The organism is Prevotella sp. MGM2 (assembly GCF_002933955.1).
Classification (GTDB): Bacteria; Bacteroidota; Bacteroidia; order Bacteroidales; family Bacteroidaceae; genus Alloprevotella.
Genome location: NZ_BEWW01000019.1, coordinates 1 through 16,805, shown reverse-complemented (window position 1 = coordinate 16,805; position 16,805 = coordinate 1). Strand labels below are relative to the sequence as shown.

Here is a 16,805-nt window from a genome sequence, read left to right as displayed (position 1 = left end):
TGTACAACAAACTGGAAGAATATGGATTGAAGTATAAATTTCAGCAACCATAGCCCATAATTCGCTGAATTTAGTTACCCACAAAAGTATGTTTTTTCAAAAAATAGTATTATATTTGCATTTAGAAAAAGTGTTCTTTTGATTTAATGCAAAACGAGGTAAAATACAGAACTTCGCTTGTTTCTAAATCGTTACCCATCAAGAAACAAATCTTTGCAAACTATTCAAATTCAGCGATAAAGACAATTCGTAATGTCTTGAGCAATGGAATGAAATGTCCTTGTCGATTCCGCACTCTTTTATCATCTTTTTCAATGGTTTACAGATACTCCAATAGTTCAAATTGGGGAATACGAGTTTGTTCTCTTGGAATGGCTCGTATCGCTTGATAATCTGCAACGGAATATCCAACAACTTAACTTGGAACGGTATTTTGGTTTTGTGTCGCTTGGATAATATCCATTTCTCACCGTTTATTGCTACAATATCATCAGTGGTAAGTTCCTTAATATCCACGAATGACAAGGCTGTAAAACTTGCAAACACAAACAGGTCTCGGATATATGCCAACTTGCTATCCGTAAAATCGCGTGTCATCACCGCTTTTAATTCATCTTCGGTCAGAAACTCCCTCTCCTTAACATTGGGGCTTATGTGGAATTGAGCAAATGGGTTTCTCGGCATCAATCCGTTGTAGTGGGCACGCATAACAACACCCTTGAGCCACATACAATTTGCCCAAATACTGCCATTCTGCAAACCTCTGTCTGTTGTGAGGAATACCGCAAACTCCTTGATAAAGTCAGGAGTCAGCTCAATCATAGACATATCGTTACGCTTGTAATTCGCCTTGATGAATGCTGCGACATGGTTTCTTGCCCGTACTCTTGACATATAAGTTGCTATCACTCGGTCTGTACCTACACGCTTCTTGAATGTGGCATTATCCTTATCAAATGCGCCGAGCAGTGTTTCATATTCTGTTCCGATGCCTTGATAGGCATTGCGTACCATTTCGGCAGTTACATAGGCTTCTCTATCCGACAGGCGTTGATAGTGTTTGATGATTTGAGCCTTGATATTATCCAAAGCAAGATTGATTTCTCTTGCTTCCTCGCTCTTACCTTTGGCTCTGTTGCCTTTTACATCCCAAAGCTCTTTTGCAATGGTACGCTTACAACTGAATTGGGCTACTGAGCCGTTGATTGTCACTCGTCCCATGATGGGAACAATACCGTTTTTCTCCTTGCTTGCGTTCACGTAGAACAGCACCTTAAATGTACTTCGCATAATCCAATCTTTTTTTGGTTACAAAATTAGTTGTCAGCGAGTTATGTATTGATACGCAATATGATGCAGAACTATGAAACGTGACGACACAAAGAAAAATCTTACTCGATTTCGGGTAACGATTAGGCAACCGTTCTATTTCATTACCTTGCGTTTCTTTGCTAAATTGCTATTTCCCGTATTTCCGAGATTTTCAGCGTAATGCGTTTATTATCAGTGCAGGATGCACTATTATTCCGATTTCGGTTGATTATTCCAGCGTTTTGTAGTAACTTTGCATTTGAAAAGTAATTGTTCAACGTTTTGGTGATTATTGTCAAGCTATTTTTGATGGAGAGGATAATGACAGAGTTGAGATTGAAGAGATTGAAGAGATTGAAGAGCTCAAAGGAGATCGAGTTTCATATATACATGATAGCAACAGGTTTGGAGAAAAGATAGCAAAGCCCCTGCGAACGTTGTGTATGGAAGATAATCGTTCACTTGTCGGCAATGATAGCGTTCCATCTTTAAAACCTATAATTATAACTTATGTAGACCCATTGGCAGTTATTCCCAAATTTGTAGAATTACTTAATTCTATACCTATTATAGAAAAGGGCAATCTTACTGTTCTTGAAGTTGCGAATAAAGAGAGGTACGAAGGTCCATTACACAGAATTAATATTAAAGCTTGTGGTTGGGTAGGTAAGAAGGTCTCTAATGAACGTGCAAGATCAGTTGTTTCTTATTTCCCTGCATTTGAAAGGAAAGATTTGCGACCAAAATCAGAAGGTGATTATTTCGATGACTTCATTCCAAAGAATCCTAATACAAATGTTAAAGATTTTGCAGTATCTCTTATTCAAGGTATATTGAAGTTTTTAGACATTTGTAATATAAAAGATGGTAATAGACGTTATACTCGGAAATCATTGTTACAAGTATTAACATCCTGCCATTTAAAGGATGTTTTTCTAAACAAGATTATGTGTTGGTCTATGGATTTGGTTAAAAGCAAAATGCCTGATGACATTACAACTGTAAAAAATCAGATTTATGAATTTATTAAAAATTCGATAATGCCTATATTTGAAAAGAATGTAGTAGAAGATGCCAAAAGTTTTTTCAATACAATCGGTGAAGATAATAAAGATGTCGAAATCATCAAACATGGAAATGTCTTTCATGGTGAAGGGATAGATATTGAAGTGGCTACAGTTCATTCGGTCAAAGGTGAAACACATGCAGCTACACTTTATTTGGAAACTTCATATTTTGGTAAACATGAATCAGAGTACATTAGGGAGCAATTTAAAGGAATCCCATATACTGGAACAGATAAAAGAGTACTTCAATGTTTAAGGATAATTTATGTTGGTGCAAGTCGCCCCCGATATTTGTTATGTATGGCTATGCAGAAAGATCGTTTTGATAGTATTGACTGTCCCGCGATGAGAGATATATGGGAAGTTGTTGAGGCCTAAATACAAGCAAGAAGCTCTGAAATTGGATTATTTTAATAGTAGATAGAGAATTTGACATAAAGATGAAGGAGGCTCTGAAGGTATATTTTGCTTCGGGGGTTGAGAATCAGGTGGACTATAAGAAGTTCTACCTCTACTCCATCACCCTTTCTACAGCTATTGATAGTTCTACTGTTGCTGAAATAGAGAACCATCTTCTTTTCAATGAGGGTATTGCCACAAAGGGGCACTCTCTGACCGAACAGATGATGAACGTTAATCTGAAAGATGCTTATATTCACACTTTCAAGATAGCGTCAGAGAACCCCATATATACACCTCAGTTATTGCAATAGTTGTCCACACTCGTAATGCGTCGAACCGGTAGCGAATATTCCTCTGTTGCCGGACAGTTTAGTTCATCTAAGGGCGAGTTCTGCTTATGCAATGTTAGTGCTGGTATTGACTCAAAAAAGGTACGGGTGAGATAAAGTGGATCTCTGCCGAGGTGATAAATAAAAACCGACAGCTTATAGAAGCTGCCGGCATTGATATTATGTCATCCTCAGGGATTTTTATAGTTTAATTTGGTGGGTGCTTGATTGAATTATTCGAACTTTAATTTAGTGTTATGTAAGCCAACTTTATCAAGTTCCGCATCAACTTCGGTTAGAAGATGTTTGACAGTGCTTCCCTTTGGATTTTCATTTAAATCACATAGATACAATAAGTCTCTCAGTAGATTGCGAAGATTTATCACCTCTCGGGCTGCCTCGAATAAAGAATCATCATCTGGTATAACAATTGATCGCACATTGGCTAAGAATTTTTTAATAGTATTTTTCGCTTTGATAACAAGCATATCGAAACTGCCATTTAATGAATAAAGCACACCCGGAAGAATCCTTCTCAACTGAACTGCGTTATCAGCACTTATACTTTTTGCGTAAATACCTTCGATAACGTAGTCGCTTATTGTTTTACACGATAAGAACCCATGTTCAATTAGAGGTTTAATAACTTTCTCAACAAAATCTATTTTAGATTTTAGTCGGTTAGACTTAACCGATTGAGGAATAAACTTTTAGCGAATTATTTGAAAAGTGGCGGTAACGAGTTAGCAACCGTGCGAATTTCAGCGTTTTGCGTTGCTATGCTGTCAAATAACTCTTTCATCTGCAAATATAGGGATTTTTTTCAAAAGTACGAACTATCGGCGGCAGTTTTATAAAATCGACTGGCGAAAAAACAAATAGAATTTTCCAAAATAGCTTGGGATAAGCCATTAACGAAATACTTTCTTTTAAGAGCACAGTGGTTTACCCAATAAAATTATATACCTTTGTGACAAGTTAAAGAAGATGTCGCAATGAATCGGATAAAAGAAGCATTGATTGAGGCGGGGATTAGTCAAACTGAATTGGCTAAACGGCTTGGCAAAGGTTTTAATATGGTCAATCTATACGCCACGAATAAAGTGCAACCGCCTATACCCGTACTATACAGGATAGCGGAAATACTGAATGTGGACGTGCGTACACTTCTTGTACCTAACGAAATAAAAAAATAGACATATGGCAAATACTAATCTAAAAGAAGCTAAGGCGGCTAAGAATGATGAGTTCTATACGCAATTTCATGACATAGAGATTGAAATGAATGCCTATCTTGAATATGACCCGGACGTGTTTAGAGGAAAGACTGTATTGCTTCCTTGTGATGACCCCGAATGGAGCAACTTTACCCGATACTTTGCTGCCAAGTTTGATGAGTTAGGCTTGAAAAAACTGATTTCTACGAGTTATGCACCGGATAGCAAAAAATACAAAACACCTTATCAGCCCTCTTTGTTTGAGCAAGAAGCGCCTCAATTCGACCCGTCCAAGGCACAGGTGAAAGGTAAAATATTCATCTTGGAACGAGACAAAAGCGGGGACGGACGTATCAATATTGATGACCTCGAATGGAAGTATATGGATGGTGACGGGGATTTCCGAAGCAAAGAAGTTACCGAACTTCGTAATGAAGCGGATTTTATCATCACCAATCCTCCGTTCTCCCTCTTTCGTGAGTTCTTGGCTTGGATTGTGGAAGGAAAGAAACAATTTGCAGTCATAGGCAATAAAAACTGCATTACTTATAAGGAGGTATTTCCTTTGATAAAAAACAACAAGATGTGGCTTGGAAAGACACCTATGAGTGTTGATTTGTTATTTGAAGTCCCAGATACAGACCAACTTACGAATGGTAAGAAATTAGGCTCAGGATATAGAATAATAGATGGAAAGATTTTAGCTCGTTCGCAGTCTGTATGGCTAACCAATATTGACCACGGTCGTCGGCATCAGCCACTTGCACTGATGAGCATGGCAGATAACCTACGCTTTTCCAAGCATAAGGAACTGAAAGGCAAAACCGCCTATGACCGTTATGACAATTATGATGCCATTGAAGTGCCTTTTACGGATGCTATTCCGTCAGATTATGACGGTGTGATGGGCGTTCCTATTTCCTTTTTGGATAAGTATTGTCCGGAGCAATTTGAAATCTTAGGGATGTGCGAGAATGAGGACTTATACACAATGAAAACCCGTGTTTATACCACATACGAATGTAAAACCGCCTATTTGAAAAAGTTTGGAAAGGTTGGTACATACGACTTAAATGCCAGTGGAGTAATCATAAGAAACGGTATTCAAGAAAAAGTCTATCAACGCATTCTAATTATCAACCGTAAGTTTGCGCCTAATAGCTAATCTGCAATACATTCGATTGTAGTCGGTTCCCATCTTAATGTAAAAAGCGGGACCACCTTGTTTCTCTTTCGGAAGATTATCGGGCTTCTTGATACCAAGTTCCAAACTAATCCCTAAGATTTCAACTTCCTATACTGAATAAATAATCTTTTAAACATCTCAACATTATGAATATAAGCACTTCTTCCATATACTCCATTAGGGTCTTGGTCTATACCACGATTACAACCTAAGATTTCAACTTAAAAATAAAGACAAAAATATAATATTATGACTCAGCATAATGCCATCAAACTTTTTGAAACCAAGAAAGTTCGTACCATTTGGGATGACAAAGAAGAAAAATGGTACTTTTCCATAGTGGATGTGGTGGCTGTCCTAACCGATAGCCCTAATCCTCGTAAGTATTGGAGTGTCTTGAAAACACGTTTAAAAAAAGAAGGGAGTGAGTTGACTACAAATTGTAGTCAACTGAAAATGAAATCGGCTGATGGAAAGATGTATTTAACCGATGTCGCAGATACTCAGCAGCTTCTCCGTTTGATTCAGTCTATTCCATCGCCCAAAGCAGAACCGTTCAAGCAGTGGATGGCACAAGTGGCAACTGAACGTCTTAACCAAATGCAAGACCCCGAACTCTCTATCAATCAAGCACTGGTGGACTATAAGCGGTTGGGGTATTCGGATAATTGGATTAATCAGCGTCTCAAATCCATAGAGATTCGTAAAGACCTCACGGATGAATGGAAGCGGCACGGATTGCAAGAGGGGGTGCAGTTTGCTACGCTGACCGATATTATTTATCAGACTTGGAGTGACATGACCGCCAAGGAATATAAGCAGTTCAAAGGTCTGAAAAAAGAGAACTTACGTGATAATATGACCAATAAGGAATTGGTGCTAAATATGTTGGCGGAACTTTCCACCAAAGAAATATCTGAAAGTAAAAATCCGGAGACATTTCGGGAACACATGGATGTGGCGGAAGCCGGTGGTGAGATTGCCCGCAATGCCCGTATGGAGTTGGAAGCCAAGACGGGCAAGGCAGTCATCAGTCCGCTGAACGCCAAGACAGGCATTGCGCTCAATTCATCTCCGGAAGAAGAAGACACAAAAGAATAATCCTAAAAAGTGAATCAATATCATGGAGACAACATTGCATACAGAATGGACTGTCGAAGACATCTGTAAGGGATTTACCTACAACGAATTGGAAGGTAAAGGTCTGTTTGGATTGGACGGGCGGCTCACTATCCAACCCGAGTATCAACGCCATTACATCTACAACGATGGGAAACGTGATGTAGCGGTAATAGAATCCCTGCTGAAAGGCTATCCCATCGGACTAATCTATTTCAACCGGACTGTGGACGGACGATTTGAAGTACTTGACGGGCAGCAACGCATCACTTCTATCGGGCGGTTTGTTACAGGGAAATTCGCCATCAAGGATGAAGCGGATAACGTGCAGTATTTCTCGGGATTACCCGAAGAGCAGCAACAAAAGATTATGCAATCCTCTCTGCTGGTATATGAATGCGAGGGTGAAGAAAAGGAAATAAAGGAGTGGTTCAAGACCATCAATATTGTGGGCATTCCGCTCAAGGAGCAGGAATTGCTCAATGCCATTTATTCGGGCGAGTTCGTGAACGCAGCCAAGCGGGTGTTCAGTAATTCCCAAAATGCGGAAATACAGAAATGGAGTCATTATATCAAGGGAGATGTGAAACGGCAGGATTATCTGGCAGAAGCCCTCCGGTGGATTTGCGACAGTAAGGGGATGAGCATTGATGCCTATATGAGCATACACCGTCACGAGCCTTCCACGGGAGAATTGGAAAGTTATTTCCGTTCTGTGATTGACTGGGTATCGGCTACCTTTACTATGGTAGAGCGTGACATGTGCGGCTTGGAATGGGGACGGCTGTATGAAACGTACCATGCCACCCCTTATAGCACCGTCCATGTCGCGGAACGGGTAAAAGCCTTGCAAGCGGATGAAAGCGTGCGGTGTCCCCGAAATATTTACGAATATGTACTGGGTGGAGAAGAGGATAAAAAACTGCTTGACATCCGTATCTTTGAAGAATCAACCAAGCGGGCTGCTTACAAGCGTCAGACCGAAGCGGCTGAGAAACAAGGAATTTCCAATTGTCCGCTCTGTGCGTTGGGGAATAATGCCAACAAGACCCGTATTTACAAACTTTCGGAAATGGATGCCGACCATGTGACTGCATGGAGCAAGGGAGGGGCAACCAGCATGGAAAATTGTGAGATGCTTTGTAAAACCCATAATCGTTCAAAGGGAAATCGGTGAAAGTGTGTTATTTTGAGAGAGTTAAATCAATTAATTCTCTCAAAATATGAACAATAAAAAAACATTTCACGAAGTTTCCGAGATTTGGTGTGATGCAAAGCGTCCGATAGTGAAGCATTCCACCCTATGTGCTTATCAGCTTACGTTACAGACACACCTATTGCCACGATTTGGCGCTGCGGAAAATATAACAGAGAAGGATGTCCAGCAGTTTGTGATAGACAAATGTACTTCCGGATTAGCAAGAAAAACAGTCCGGGATATAGTGGCAGTGCTCAAATCTGTTATCAAATACGGGAATAAGCACGGGATTTTCCATTTTGAAGAATGGGAAATCGAATATCCTACCCAAACAGAAAACAAACTGCCGCCCACATTGTCATTAAATCATCAGCGTATATTGATGCGTCACTTGCTGGAACAGCCCACTCCACAAAATATAGGTGTACTGTTGGCTCTCTGTACCGGAATGAGAATCGGTGAGGTTTGTGCTTTGAAATGGGAAGATGTGGATTTTGCACAAAAGACAGTCATCGTGAAGCATACTGTAGGCAGAATATATAACTGTGAGTTGAAATCTACAGAAAGGGTTCACTCTTCCCCAAAAACCAAGAATTCCTATCGTGAGATTCCTATATCCAAACAGCTTCTCCAAGCATTGAAAATGATAAGGAAACAATCTCAATCCCCATACGTGGTAGGCACTTCCACACAATCTAAAGAGCCCCGTTCTTATCGTGATTATTTTGGCAGGTTGCTAAAACGATTGGATATTCCCCACTTGGTCTTTCATGGACTTAGGCATACATTTGCGACCCGATGTATTGAAAGCCAGTGTGATTATAAAACTGTCAGTGTCATACTCGGTCACTCAAATGTGGCAACGACACTTAATCTGTACGTTCATCCTAATCTCAATCAAAAGAAACGGTGTATTGACCGTATGAGTAATTTCTTGGGAATAACATGAGTTGGTCTTGGACTCTATATACATGGGGGGACAAAAAATGTCCTCCATGTATGTGATGCGCATGATTGACTATAGCTTGAAGCCTTTATTCTTTTTCTGAATAGGCTTCCAACCGACATTCTGTTGTAATCGTTCAAATTGTTTCTTGAACCATTCCCCGATATGCAGTCCGTCAATGGCAAGTATCAGCTTTCCATTGTTTGTACCAACTTTGGCAGTAACATCATTCGTCTTGAACTTACGCCTATGCTCATCGGAATAGAGTTCGCCGTTGTACGGCAATGGCTTGCCTGTCATTAAATGGGCGGTCTGTTCATGGGTAAAACCGACAGCAAGGCACAATTTCTCAATACGGAGCATAGCACGAAACCAAGGAAACCATTCTGTGGCTTTTATCAACAAGGCGTTAAGCCTTGATACTTCCGTTTGATGTTTTGTTACCGTCTCGTTCTTTTCCAGCAAGTGCCGTTGCTGCATTTCCAGCACTTGGCGGCTGTGGTCTGCCCGTATGGTCTGTATCTCGGCTTGCAGGGCTTCGATGGTCTCCTCGTGTGTGGCTACCTTCCTATGCAGGGCGGTGTTCTCCCTCTCCAGTGTCTTGACCTTGTTGCTCCCGAAAAGAGAACCGACACTCTCGGCGATGTTGGCGGCTGCGGTCGTGGCTGCCCCTTTCAGCCGTTCGGTCTGTATCTCTTTTTTCGCCCGTTCAAGCTCTTCCCGTGCCGTTTCTTTCCGTTCCTGCAATTCCACCACTTCCGTTTTCAGTTCCTCCGTTTGTCGCTTTATGTCACGGTAATATTGCTGCGTGGAAACGTGCCTCGCTTCCGAACCGTCCACGCCCCGTTGTAAACCGTATTTTTTCATCGCAACAGCGTAGCTGTCTTGATAGGCTTTCAGTTTCAAGCGGTTCATGATGTCATCGGCGCACAGCCTCACGGTGTCGGTCGGCTTCTTGCGGTAGCGTTTCTTCGCCTGCTCCTCCCTTTTCTTCCGCTTGCGTTCCCCCTTGACTATCGGCACAAGTGTGACGTGCATGTGCGGTGTTTTCTCGTCCAAGTGCAGGTGAGCCGCCACGATGTTCTCCTTCCCGAACGTGTCGGCAAAATATTTGAGGTTGTCGGCGCACCACTCGTCCAGCCGTCCCTCCCGTTCGATGCGTTCCATGTCTTCGGGTGTTGCCGACACGTTGATGCGGATTGCCCGCACTTGGTTACTTCCGATTTTGCGTGTCAGTCCCGCTTCTTCCAGCCTCCTTTGGATAGCCGCCGAACGGTCTTTCACTCCTTCGGGATATTCGATGAGTTTTCGGTTTAGATGCGTGCGTGTGGGGTCAGCGTTCTTGGGTATGATGAAACGCTCTATGTGGGCGGTCGTCCCGCTGTCGGAACCGTGCGCCTTTTCCATGTGTAAAACTACGAAACCCATATATTCTTCCTTTCTTTTTTGGCTTGTGTAACAATGATTTTTTTGTATCTTCGGGGGCGGCAAATGCCGTCCCCGATGGGGTGTGCAGAGGGGCTTGCCCCTTGCCTTATTGGGGAATTTTCAGCGATACGTAGTATTGCGGCTCGGAAAATTCCCTAATAAGCTATGGTATTTTCTGCCGTAAATACACTGCCGCCTGCTTGCCCGTAACCTCACCTTATTTTTTCCCTTTCGGTCGGTGGGTGGCGGGGCGGTCGTTTCCGTTTTCAAAGGCTTCTCTTGCATGGGGCGGTCGGATACAAGGTTTTCCCGATAAATACGCTCGCAGCGAAGCGAGAGGAAGATTTATCGGGAAACGGCGCAGCCGCCCGACCTTTTAGCCGACATGAAGCCCCGTGCTTGCTTTGCCTTTGTAAACGGGAATGATTGCTCCGCTTTACTGTGTTCGGAAAATCGAATCTGCGTATCTGCACATAGTCGGTTGTTAATGGATTGACTGACTTACAGATTCAATGATTCCAATACGACAGTACGACACGACTTCATGACAACATGACTGCTTGACTGCCGACATTCAGCGAAAGAAAAATCATGCTGTTTTCTTTTCGCCCGTGCATAATCCTTTCCAACAACACTTTGCGGACTTTCGCCGCCCCGAACGATTCGATACGGAAAGAGAGGGCGGCTATCGTTTCGAGGTTGTAAACCTCTATGCTGTATTTGTCCGATAGGCGGATAATGCGCTTTATGTCATATACGCTCAAAACTCCGCTTTTGCAGAGAGCCTTTATCTCTGCCCGAACCGTCGGGGCGATAACCCCGAACAGTTCGCAGATTTCCCACTCGGTCATGGCGGTTGCGCCTATATCGGTCGGCAGAAAAATATTGCCCTGCCCGTCCATCGTGATAATATTCCTTTCTTCTTTCATCGGTATGCTGTTTTAAGGTGACTAAATGGCTCGGCAGATATTCTTCTCCATCTCCTCCAGCTTGTGCGACAAGGTTTCCATGTCCTGACTTATCTTCTGGGCGGTGATTTTTGCGTAAATCTGGGTGGTCTTTATGTTGGTGTGACCGAGAAGCCTGCTGACGGTTTCAATGGGTACACCGTTGGATAAAAGTACGGTCGTGGCGTTCGTGTGGCGTGCCACGTGATAGGTCAAGCGCACCTTGAAACCGCACTGTCTGCCTATCTCTTTGAGTATCTTGTTGCAGCTTCCGTTACTCGGAACGGGGAAAACATGACCGTCCCTTGCCAGCCCCTTGTATTTCTCTATGATACGCTTGGGAACGTCCAAAAGACGGATGTTTGATTCGGTGTTGGTTTTCTTTCTTCGGGTGATTATCCAAAGGTTGCCGTCAAAGAATGTTTGCAGGCGGTCGGTGGTGAGGTTCTTCACGTCCGAATACGCCAAACCCGTGAAAACAGAAAAGACGAACAAGTCCCGTACAAGTTCATGGTAAGTGTTCTTCATCGGTGCGTCCATGAGCGTCTGTATCTCCTTTTGGGTAAGGTAGCCCCTATCCACGCTTTCGGGTGAGTTGATGTACCCTGCAAAGGGGTTGAACGGCAAACGCCCGTCATTCCTCGCTATTGAAATAATATGCTTTAGCACAATCATGTAGCCCCACACGGTATTGGTACGGCATTTCTTCTCCGTGCGCAGGAAATACTCGAAGTCGTTGATGAACGTGAGGTTGAGTTCCTTTAACGGAATATCCTCACGCTTGTAGGTATGGGGCAGGAACTCCCGAATATGGTTACAGACCGTCCGATAACGGGTGAATGTCCCCTGCGCCCTGCTGTGCCCGACTTTCTTGGCAAACTCGGCATTGTGCTGTTCGAACAGTTTCAGCAAGGTTTCCTGCTTGACACCGATACCGAGATAGGCATCTTTCAACTTGGCGGCGGTAACATACCCGTCCGTCTGCATCAGCTCTTGATAGCGGCGGTTTACCTCCACACGAATTTTATCAACGGCAAGATTGATTCTCTGCGCTTCGGCGCTCTTGCCCGAAGCACGGTTGTTCTTCACGTCCCACAGTCGTGGGGGAACGTCCATCTTGCAACTGAACTGTTTAATCTCGCCGTCCACCGTGATACGGCACATCAGAGGCAGGTTGCCGTTCGGCTTCTCGCTGCCTTTCTTCACGTAAAATAATACCTTGAATGTACTTCGCATACTCACTCCTTTTTTTGGTCACAAAATTAGTTATTAGTGAGTTACCGACAGTTATGCAAATCGACGCAAATTACAGAAATAGAGCCATTTAGCAAGAAATCTGCACCCGTTACGGGAGTAATGAAGTGGTAACTGAACTCTTACACTGTTTGGCTTCATGTTGGCTTTTCGTTGGCTTTACTCAATAGAAAAACAAAGCGTAACGAACGCTGTATCAGTCAATTCACTACGCTTTGCTCAAATTTACTTTTTCGCTATGTGTTTATTTTATATTCAATTATGTAAGGGTCCTGTAATAGCGTAACCAGCTCTTTAAGGATATCATCGCTCGACTTATTTTCGTATACATCAATCAGACGTGAATAAAAAAGATTCATATCTGCTATTCTATCTTGTAATCCCCATGCCAGCTTGCAAACATGTATTAACTCATTTTTATTACTTATTTTATTTAATGCACCAGCTGCATCGAACTCTGAGTTGCGTGAATAATACACTAAGAGTAATGCTCCTAATGCTCTGCACCATTCCTCATCATCTTTCAGAAGGATGTCCATTATTTTATAGTCATCACAATATGATGCTTGCAATAACAATGCGTTTAGAAGCACTGTCGTAGCCTTAAACACTGGCGTGATCTGTTTATCATACCGTATAGTAACAAGTGTTCTTCTTAACTGTTTCAGAACGTCTATGGCTTCTTCTGGCGATGTTTTTGAAAGTATCTGACAAGCATAATATTGTCCCCATACCCTGAAAGTATCTGTGTCAATCCCGGCATATTCTAATATATATATATTATAGCGGGATACAATCTCGTTGAAGCTAAGTTCCACCAGATAGCTCGGATTTCTATAGCCATAACCGAAATGGGGACATCCGATAAAGCCGACAGGATATTGTGAATAATGTTTAGCTAATATAAAGTCTTTTAAGATGGCAATCCATTCATTATTGTTTTTAATAATTATAGCTGCATTTTGAATAATGTTATAGTTCTCCGAATCGGGAATACACGCAAGACCATAGCCAAAAGTTGAAATCTTTGGGATTGTGTTCCAGCCAAAAATATCCTCTAATATCAGTCTTGTATCTATCTCGGATTCTTTCCCGATCCGGCTGCATAACCAATTATAAAATCCAGGGTCGGCAATTTCAGAGACGTCTTCACTAGGTAGTTCTTTTTGTTCTCTATAATCATAGATGGTTTCTATGCTGTTCTTATCCAATAGCTCAGTAAGATGAATTCTCAACTTATTGTAAGCATTATCTCCAATTTGTGTAACCAGAAGAGGTTGCTTAGTAGTTGCACCCTGAATGGAATTGGAAAGAGTATATGCCTCTGATTTTCCGTTAGGGTAGGTAAAAAGAATGTACCTGTCATGCAATTTATTATCTGAAACAGGAATGTCTTTGACAATAAGTTTCATCCTATTGAATAGAGTAGGGTTTTGGAGAATACATAACTGTATTGTTTTTTTTCTTTCCGGCATATCATTTTCCGGCACTATGGCATCACTCCCATCAGAATTAGTCTTCAGGTGAGTCTGTGTAAGAACAGTATATTCGCTCTCAGTGTCTGCCGAAGCTAAAAAGAACAAAGCCACATCTTCAAAATAAGGGTCTTGCAAAAAAACATCAGTAGCCCCCTTTGCCTTACGTTTAAACCATTCTAGGAAACTAAGCATTCCGTTTTCCATTGTATCATATTTCCAACCTTTAGGGAAATATTCATCATTTGATTTTATGACTTGATGAATCCTCTTTTTGCGTGTTTTCCATTGACAGCAAGTGTGGTCTTTTATAATATGTTCAATAGAAGACTTACGTTCTATCACCCCGGCCTTTTCCACAATTGCTTTTTGCTTTTCATTGGCATTTTCCTTAATTTTTCAAGCCATACGGTGTCGACGTTGATTCTCTCCCCACAAATCTCTGTATTGATAAGTATTTGCTGAATATAGTGGTAAGTAGCTTTATGGATAAGTATTGAAGCATTATCTTTAAAGCCCCAGACTTTGATTTCTGTTGTTTCAGGCGGATATTGTGATTCAAAAGATAATGACGATGTTATGCCCTGTTCTGTTTTTATATTTTTCAGTTGATCTGCAATGACCTTTCCTCCTACTGTTATCCTTGCATTAACGAAAATACTTTCATATTTGTCGGATAGTTCAGACAGGACATTTACCCGTAGCACAAATGGAGTACCCTTTGTCAGGGATGATTCCACCAGCATTTTCCAATTTTCGTTTCTTGCTGGCGCCACTATTATATCTAAGTTCCCAATTTTTTCCTGTATTATGTTCTCGGGGAAATGAGTTTTTTTGGACACAGCCGAGGTTAAGACTGCTAATACATCATCTTTTTTATCCGGATCAATGCCTTCAACATCAAATAGCTGAAGAGGTTCCAGCATCCAAGCAACTCTTGTATAATTAATCTGATAAGAGGCGACGTTATCCTCAAACCATGGTATGTTCACATATTTCTGGGAGTAGACTACATCATAACTCATTTTCGAAGTGTCAACGTTCCATTTTGCTAATGACGACTTAAAAGAAATACCCTCCAGCAAGTCGTTATATATAGAAACAATTACATCTGTTTCCAGAGCTATTAGAATAGCAGCTAAGGAACATTTTTTACCGAATGAGCCTAATTTTGTAAATTGAGAAATAACCGGCTCGGTCATTCCGCTTACAAATGGCGTGGCAATGCCATACGCTATTTTGTATTTACAGTCTTTTTGACCGTTCCCAATTCGAAGAACGTAAAGACGTAATATCATGTAATCGCTATCTATCATAGTATGTAAGTTATAAGTTCCATTACTGTCCCATTAAAATCGAAAAAGAGCTCAATGGGCTAATTAATATAATTTTTAACAGCTCCCATTTTATAGGACACTAGTGATCATGAAAGTATATGAAGAACTATTGAATTTTGTCACCATCGTAATTATTGCCACAGGAATAAGACAGCTACATATCCTCTAAAGTAAACAAACGTGTTTCTATCTTATACTTTGATAGAATGCTTGTTTTGATGCTATCTACTTTCTCCATGAAGGCTTTGTGGTCGTAGTTGCGTTGCTGGCGCTTTACTTCGGCTACAAGGGCTGTTTTTCCATCGATTGAAAGAGCCACGATGTCTATCTCGTTGGCTTCCTTTCCCTTCTTGCGTTCCCACCATGAGCCTATATCGGAATATTGATGGCTTTCCATCATTTTCAGACGGAACCATTTTTCAAGTGCAAGACCTGAGAAGGTCGGATAATCTGAGAAGACGATCTGACGCAGATATTCAAAGTTGTTAAGCTCCATCAATGTCTGGTTACGGTCAAAATAGTTAAACCAGAAACGAAGGAAGTTATCGTTGATCTCATACTGAACATTCTGCGAACGAGGCTTAGACAATATAGGGCGCACTCGCTTGATGAGCGAGTAATCCTCAATCAGCCTTTTCAGATGTCCGGCTACTGTAACTCCTCCCAACGAGCTTTCGATTGCACCCTGAGTGTTGATACCGGAAGCTATGCAGCTCAATACTGAGAAATACAATCCGTAATCCTTACCGAATTCCTCAATCAACAGATTACGCCCTTCGTTTACGAACAGGGAGTTTTCCCGAACGACATAATCAAACATTCCCTCGATTGATAGATCGGTGTCGTCACACAACAACTCAATATATTTCGGCACTCCTCCTGTGATGGTGTATAATGCAAGCAATTCATCGTTGGTATAGTCCGGGCGGAAATCCTGCATGATTTCCTTCATAGTTTCAGTACCGAATCCTGAGAGACATATCATGGCATCAGCTCTGCCAAAGAGTGGTTCGTGGTAATTTTCAAAGATCTTGTGCATCATTGAATACACGGATCCCATGAGAAGCAAATTGACATGAGTATCGTTTCGGTAATAATCCCAGATATTCTGCATGTCACTGTAAACCGATGGATTGATATTGAAAAACTCCTGAAATTCATCAATAATCAGGTTGAACTTGCTAGCCTTCGCAAGCTCCATCAACATCTGGAACAACGACTTGAACGACTTTATCTCAGAAGGCACATAACAATCAAGAGACGATGAAATCAGTCCGGCAAACTCTTCGCACAATGCAGCCTCGTTTTTTCTGCTTACGAATAGATATACAGTAGGATATTCGCCCTGCGTTGCACGCAGAGCAAGCGAAGTCTTGCCGATGCGACGTCGACCGGTTATGACAGTCATCCTCGACCGAGAGTCAAAGGCTCGTCCTTGGATACGTCGCAGCTCCTCTATTTCTTTTGTCCGATTATAGAATTTCATATTTTATTACCGTCGTAATTATTACCACGGTGACAAAAATACTAAAAAAATACGGGTCAAGCCGAAATTCCGGTGCATGTGTTAAAATTCGAGAGCTGAAATG

The 16,805-nt window shown here is 41.8% G+C and carries 15 protein-coding genes; 7 read left to right on the top strand and 8 right to left on the bottom strand.

Annotation, left to right across the window (positions count from 1 at the left end):
- Positions 1 to 198 precede the first annotated feature (198 nt).
- Positions 199 to 1,293, bottom strand: a complete 1,095-nt coding sequence (locus C5S62_RS00380) for a phage integrase SAM-like domain-containing protein (protein ID WP_371411175.1) — start codon at positions 1,291 to 1,293, stop codon at positions 199 to 201.
- Positions 1,294 to 1,754: 461 nt separating this feature from the next.
- Between C5S62_RS00380 and C5S62_RS00375 the strand changes: the two genes are divergently transcribed.
- Positions 1,755 to 2,756: a hypothetical protein gene (locus C5S62_RS00375; protein ID WP_104403578.1), complete on the top strand. Its 1,002-nt coding sequence runs from the start codon at positions 1,755 to 1,757 to the stop codon at positions 2,754 to 2,756.
- A gap of 62 nt (positions 2,757 to 2,818) precedes the next feature.
- Positions 2,819 to 3,091: a hypothetical protein gene (locus tag C5S62_RS00370; protein ID WP_104403577.1), complete on the top strand. Its 273-nt coding sequence runs from the start codon at positions 2,819 to 2,821 to the stop codon at positions 3,089 to 3,091.
- 251 nt (positions 3,092 to 3,342) lie between these two features.
- On the opposite strand, the gene C5S62_RS00365 is transcribed toward C5S62_RS00370, so the two are convergent.
- The gene (locus C5S62_RS00365) at positions 3,343 to 3,648 is read right to left on the bottom strand and encodes a hypothetical protein (RefSeq protein ID WP_104403576.1); all 306 of its coding nucleotides are present in this window, start codon (positions 3,646 to 3,648) and stop codon (positions 3,343 to 3,345) included.
- A 456-nt stretch (positions 3,649 to 4,104) separates the two neighbouring features.
- On the opposite strand from C5S62_RS00365, the gene C5S62_RS00355 reads away from it, so the two are divergent.
- From C5S62_RS00355 to C5S62_RS00335, 5 genes are all read left to right on the top strand, one after another.
- Complete coding sequence (locus C5S62_RS00355) at positions 4,105 to 4,305, top strand: helix-turn-helix domain-containing protein (RefSeq protein WP_005834452.1); 201 nt, start codon at positions 4,105 to 4,107, stop codon at positions 4,303 to 4,305.
- A gap of 4 nt (positions 4,306 to 4,309) precedes the next feature.
- Positions 4,310 to 5,491, top strand: coding sequence for an adenine-specific methyltransferase EcoRI family protein (locus C5S62_RS00350; protein ID WP_104403575.1), 1,182 nt, complete (start codon positions 4,310 to 4,312; stop codon positions 5,489 to 5,491).
- A gap of 270 nt (positions 5,492 to 5,761) precedes the next feature.
- The gene (locus C5S62_RS00345; protein WP_005682029.1) at positions 5,762 to 6,613 is read left to right on the top strand and encodes a Bro-N domain-containing protein; all 852 of its coding nucleotides are present in this window, start codon (positions 5,762 to 5,764) and stop codon (positions 6,611 to 6,613) included.
- A gap of 22 nt (positions 6,614 to 6,635) precedes the next feature.
- Positions 6,636 to 7,808, top strand: coding sequence for a DUF262 domain-containing protein (locus C5S62_RS00340; protein ID WP_016272403.1), 1,173 nt, complete (start codon positions 6,636 to 6,638; stop codon positions 7,806 to 7,808).
- A 46-nt stretch (positions 7,809 to 7,854) separates the two neighbouring features.
- A complete protein-coding gene (locus C5S62_RS00335) occupies positions 7,855 to 8,778 on the top strand; it encodes a site-specific integrase (RefSeq protein ID WP_032845453.1) in 924 nt (307 codons plus the stop codon).
- Between the two features lie 69 nt (positions 8,779 to 8,847).
- Here the strand turns inward: C5S62_RS00335 and mobV are convergent, their stop codons facing one another.
- The 6 genes from mobV to C5S62_RS00300 all read right to left on the bottom strand — a co-directional run bounded on the left by mobV (position 8,848) and on the right by C5S62_RS00300 (position 16,702).
- Positions 8,848 to 10,203, bottom strand: coding sequence for a MobV family relaxase (gene mobV, locus C5S62_RS00330; RefSeq protein WP_032854247.1), 1,356 nt, complete (start codon positions 10,201 to 10,203; stop codon positions 8,848 to 8,850).
- Positions 10,204 to 10,745: 542 nt separating this feature from the next.
- Positions 10,746 to 11,132, bottom strand: a complete 387-nt coding sequence (locus C5S62_RS00320) for a hypothetical protein (RefSeq protein WP_032854248.1) — start codon at positions 11,130 to 11,132, stop codon at positions 10,746 to 10,748.
- 21 nt (positions 11,133 to 11,153) lie between these two features.
- Complete coding sequence (locus C5S62_RS00315; protein WP_032845450.1) at positions 11,154 to 12,386, bottom strand: site-specific integrase; 1,233 nt, start codon at positions 12,384 to 12,386, stop codon at positions 11,154 to 11,156.
- Positions 12,387 to 12,640: 254 nt separating this feature from the next.
- A complete protein-coding gene (locus tag C5S62_RS00310; RefSeq protein ID WP_104403574.1) occupies positions 12,641 to 14,239 on the bottom strand; it encodes a VPA1262 family N-terminal domain-containing protein in 1,599 nt (532 codons plus the stop codon).
- Positions 14,221 to 15,195 (bottom strand): hypothetical protein, encoded by a 975-nt coding sequence (locus C5S62_RS00305; RefSeq protein ID WP_104403573.1) that lies wholly within the window; start codon positions 15,193 to 15,195, stop codon positions 14,221 to 14,223. The genes C5S62_RS00310 and C5S62_RS00305 overlap by 19 nt, the downstream gene beginning before the upstream one ends.
- Before the next feature lie 175 nt (positions 15,196 to 15,370).
- Positions 15,371 to 16,702, bottom strand: a complete 1,332-nt coding sequence (locus tag C5S62_RS00300; protein ID WP_104403572.1) for an ATP-binding protein — start codon at positions 16,700 to 16,702, stop codon at positions 15,371 to 15,373.
- Positions 16,703 to 16,805 lie beyond the last annotated feature (103 nt).

What these genes read in the sequence shown, in the direction of transcription:
- C5S62_RS00305 (WP_104403573.1), bottom strand. Translation starts at nt 15,195, where the DNA reads ATGATAGATAGCGATTACATGATATTACGTCTTTACGTTCTTCGAATT.
- C5S62_RS00350 (WP_104403575.1), top strand. Translation starts at nt 4,310, where the DNA reads ATGGCAAATACTAATCTAAAAGAAGCTAAGGCGGCTAAGAATGATGAG.
- C5S62_RS00340 (WP_016272403.1), top strand. Translation starts at nt 6,636, where the DNA reads ATGGAGACAACATTGCATACAGAATGGACTGTCGAAGACATCTGTAAG.
- C5S62_RS00335 (WP_032845453.1), top strand. Translation starts at nt 7,855, where the DNA reads ATGAACAATAAAAAAACATTTCACGAAGTTTCCGAGATTTGGTGTGAT.
- C5S62_RS00315 (WP_032845450.1), bottom strand. Translation starts at nt 12,386, where the DNA reads ATGCGAAGTACATTCAAGGTATTATTTTACGTGAAGAAAGGCAGCGAG.
- mobV (WP_032854247.1), bottom strand. Translation starts at nt 10,203, where the DNA reads ATGGGTTTCGTAGTTTTACACATGGAAAAGGCGCACGGTTCCGACAGC.
- C5S62_RS00355 (WP_005834452.1), top strand. Translation starts at nt 4,105, where the DNA reads ATGAATCGGATAAAAGAAGCATTGATTGAGGCGGGGATTAGTCAAACT.
- C5S62_RS00370 (WP_104403577.1), top strand. Translation starts at nt 2,819, where the DNA reads ATGAAGGAGGCTCTGAAGGTATATTTTGCTTCGGGGGTTGAGAATCAG.
- C5S62_RS00375 (WP_104403578.1), top strand. Translation starts at nt 1,755, where the DNA reads ATGGAAGATAATCGTTCACTTGTCGGCAATGATAGCGTTCCATCTTTA.
- C5S62_RS00300 (WP_104403572.1), bottom strand. Translation starts at nt 16,702, where the DNA reads ATGAAATTCTATAATCGGACAAAAGAAATAGAGGAGCTGCGACGTATC.
- C5S62_RS00345 (WP_005682029.1), top strand. Translation starts at nt 5,762, where the DNA reads ATGACTCAGCATAATGCCATCAAACTTTTTGAAACCAAGAAAGTTCGT.
- C5S62_RS00320 (WP_032854248.1), bottom strand. Translation starts at nt 11,132, where the DNA reads ATGAAAGAAGAAAGGAATATTATCACGATGGACGGGCAGGGCAATATT.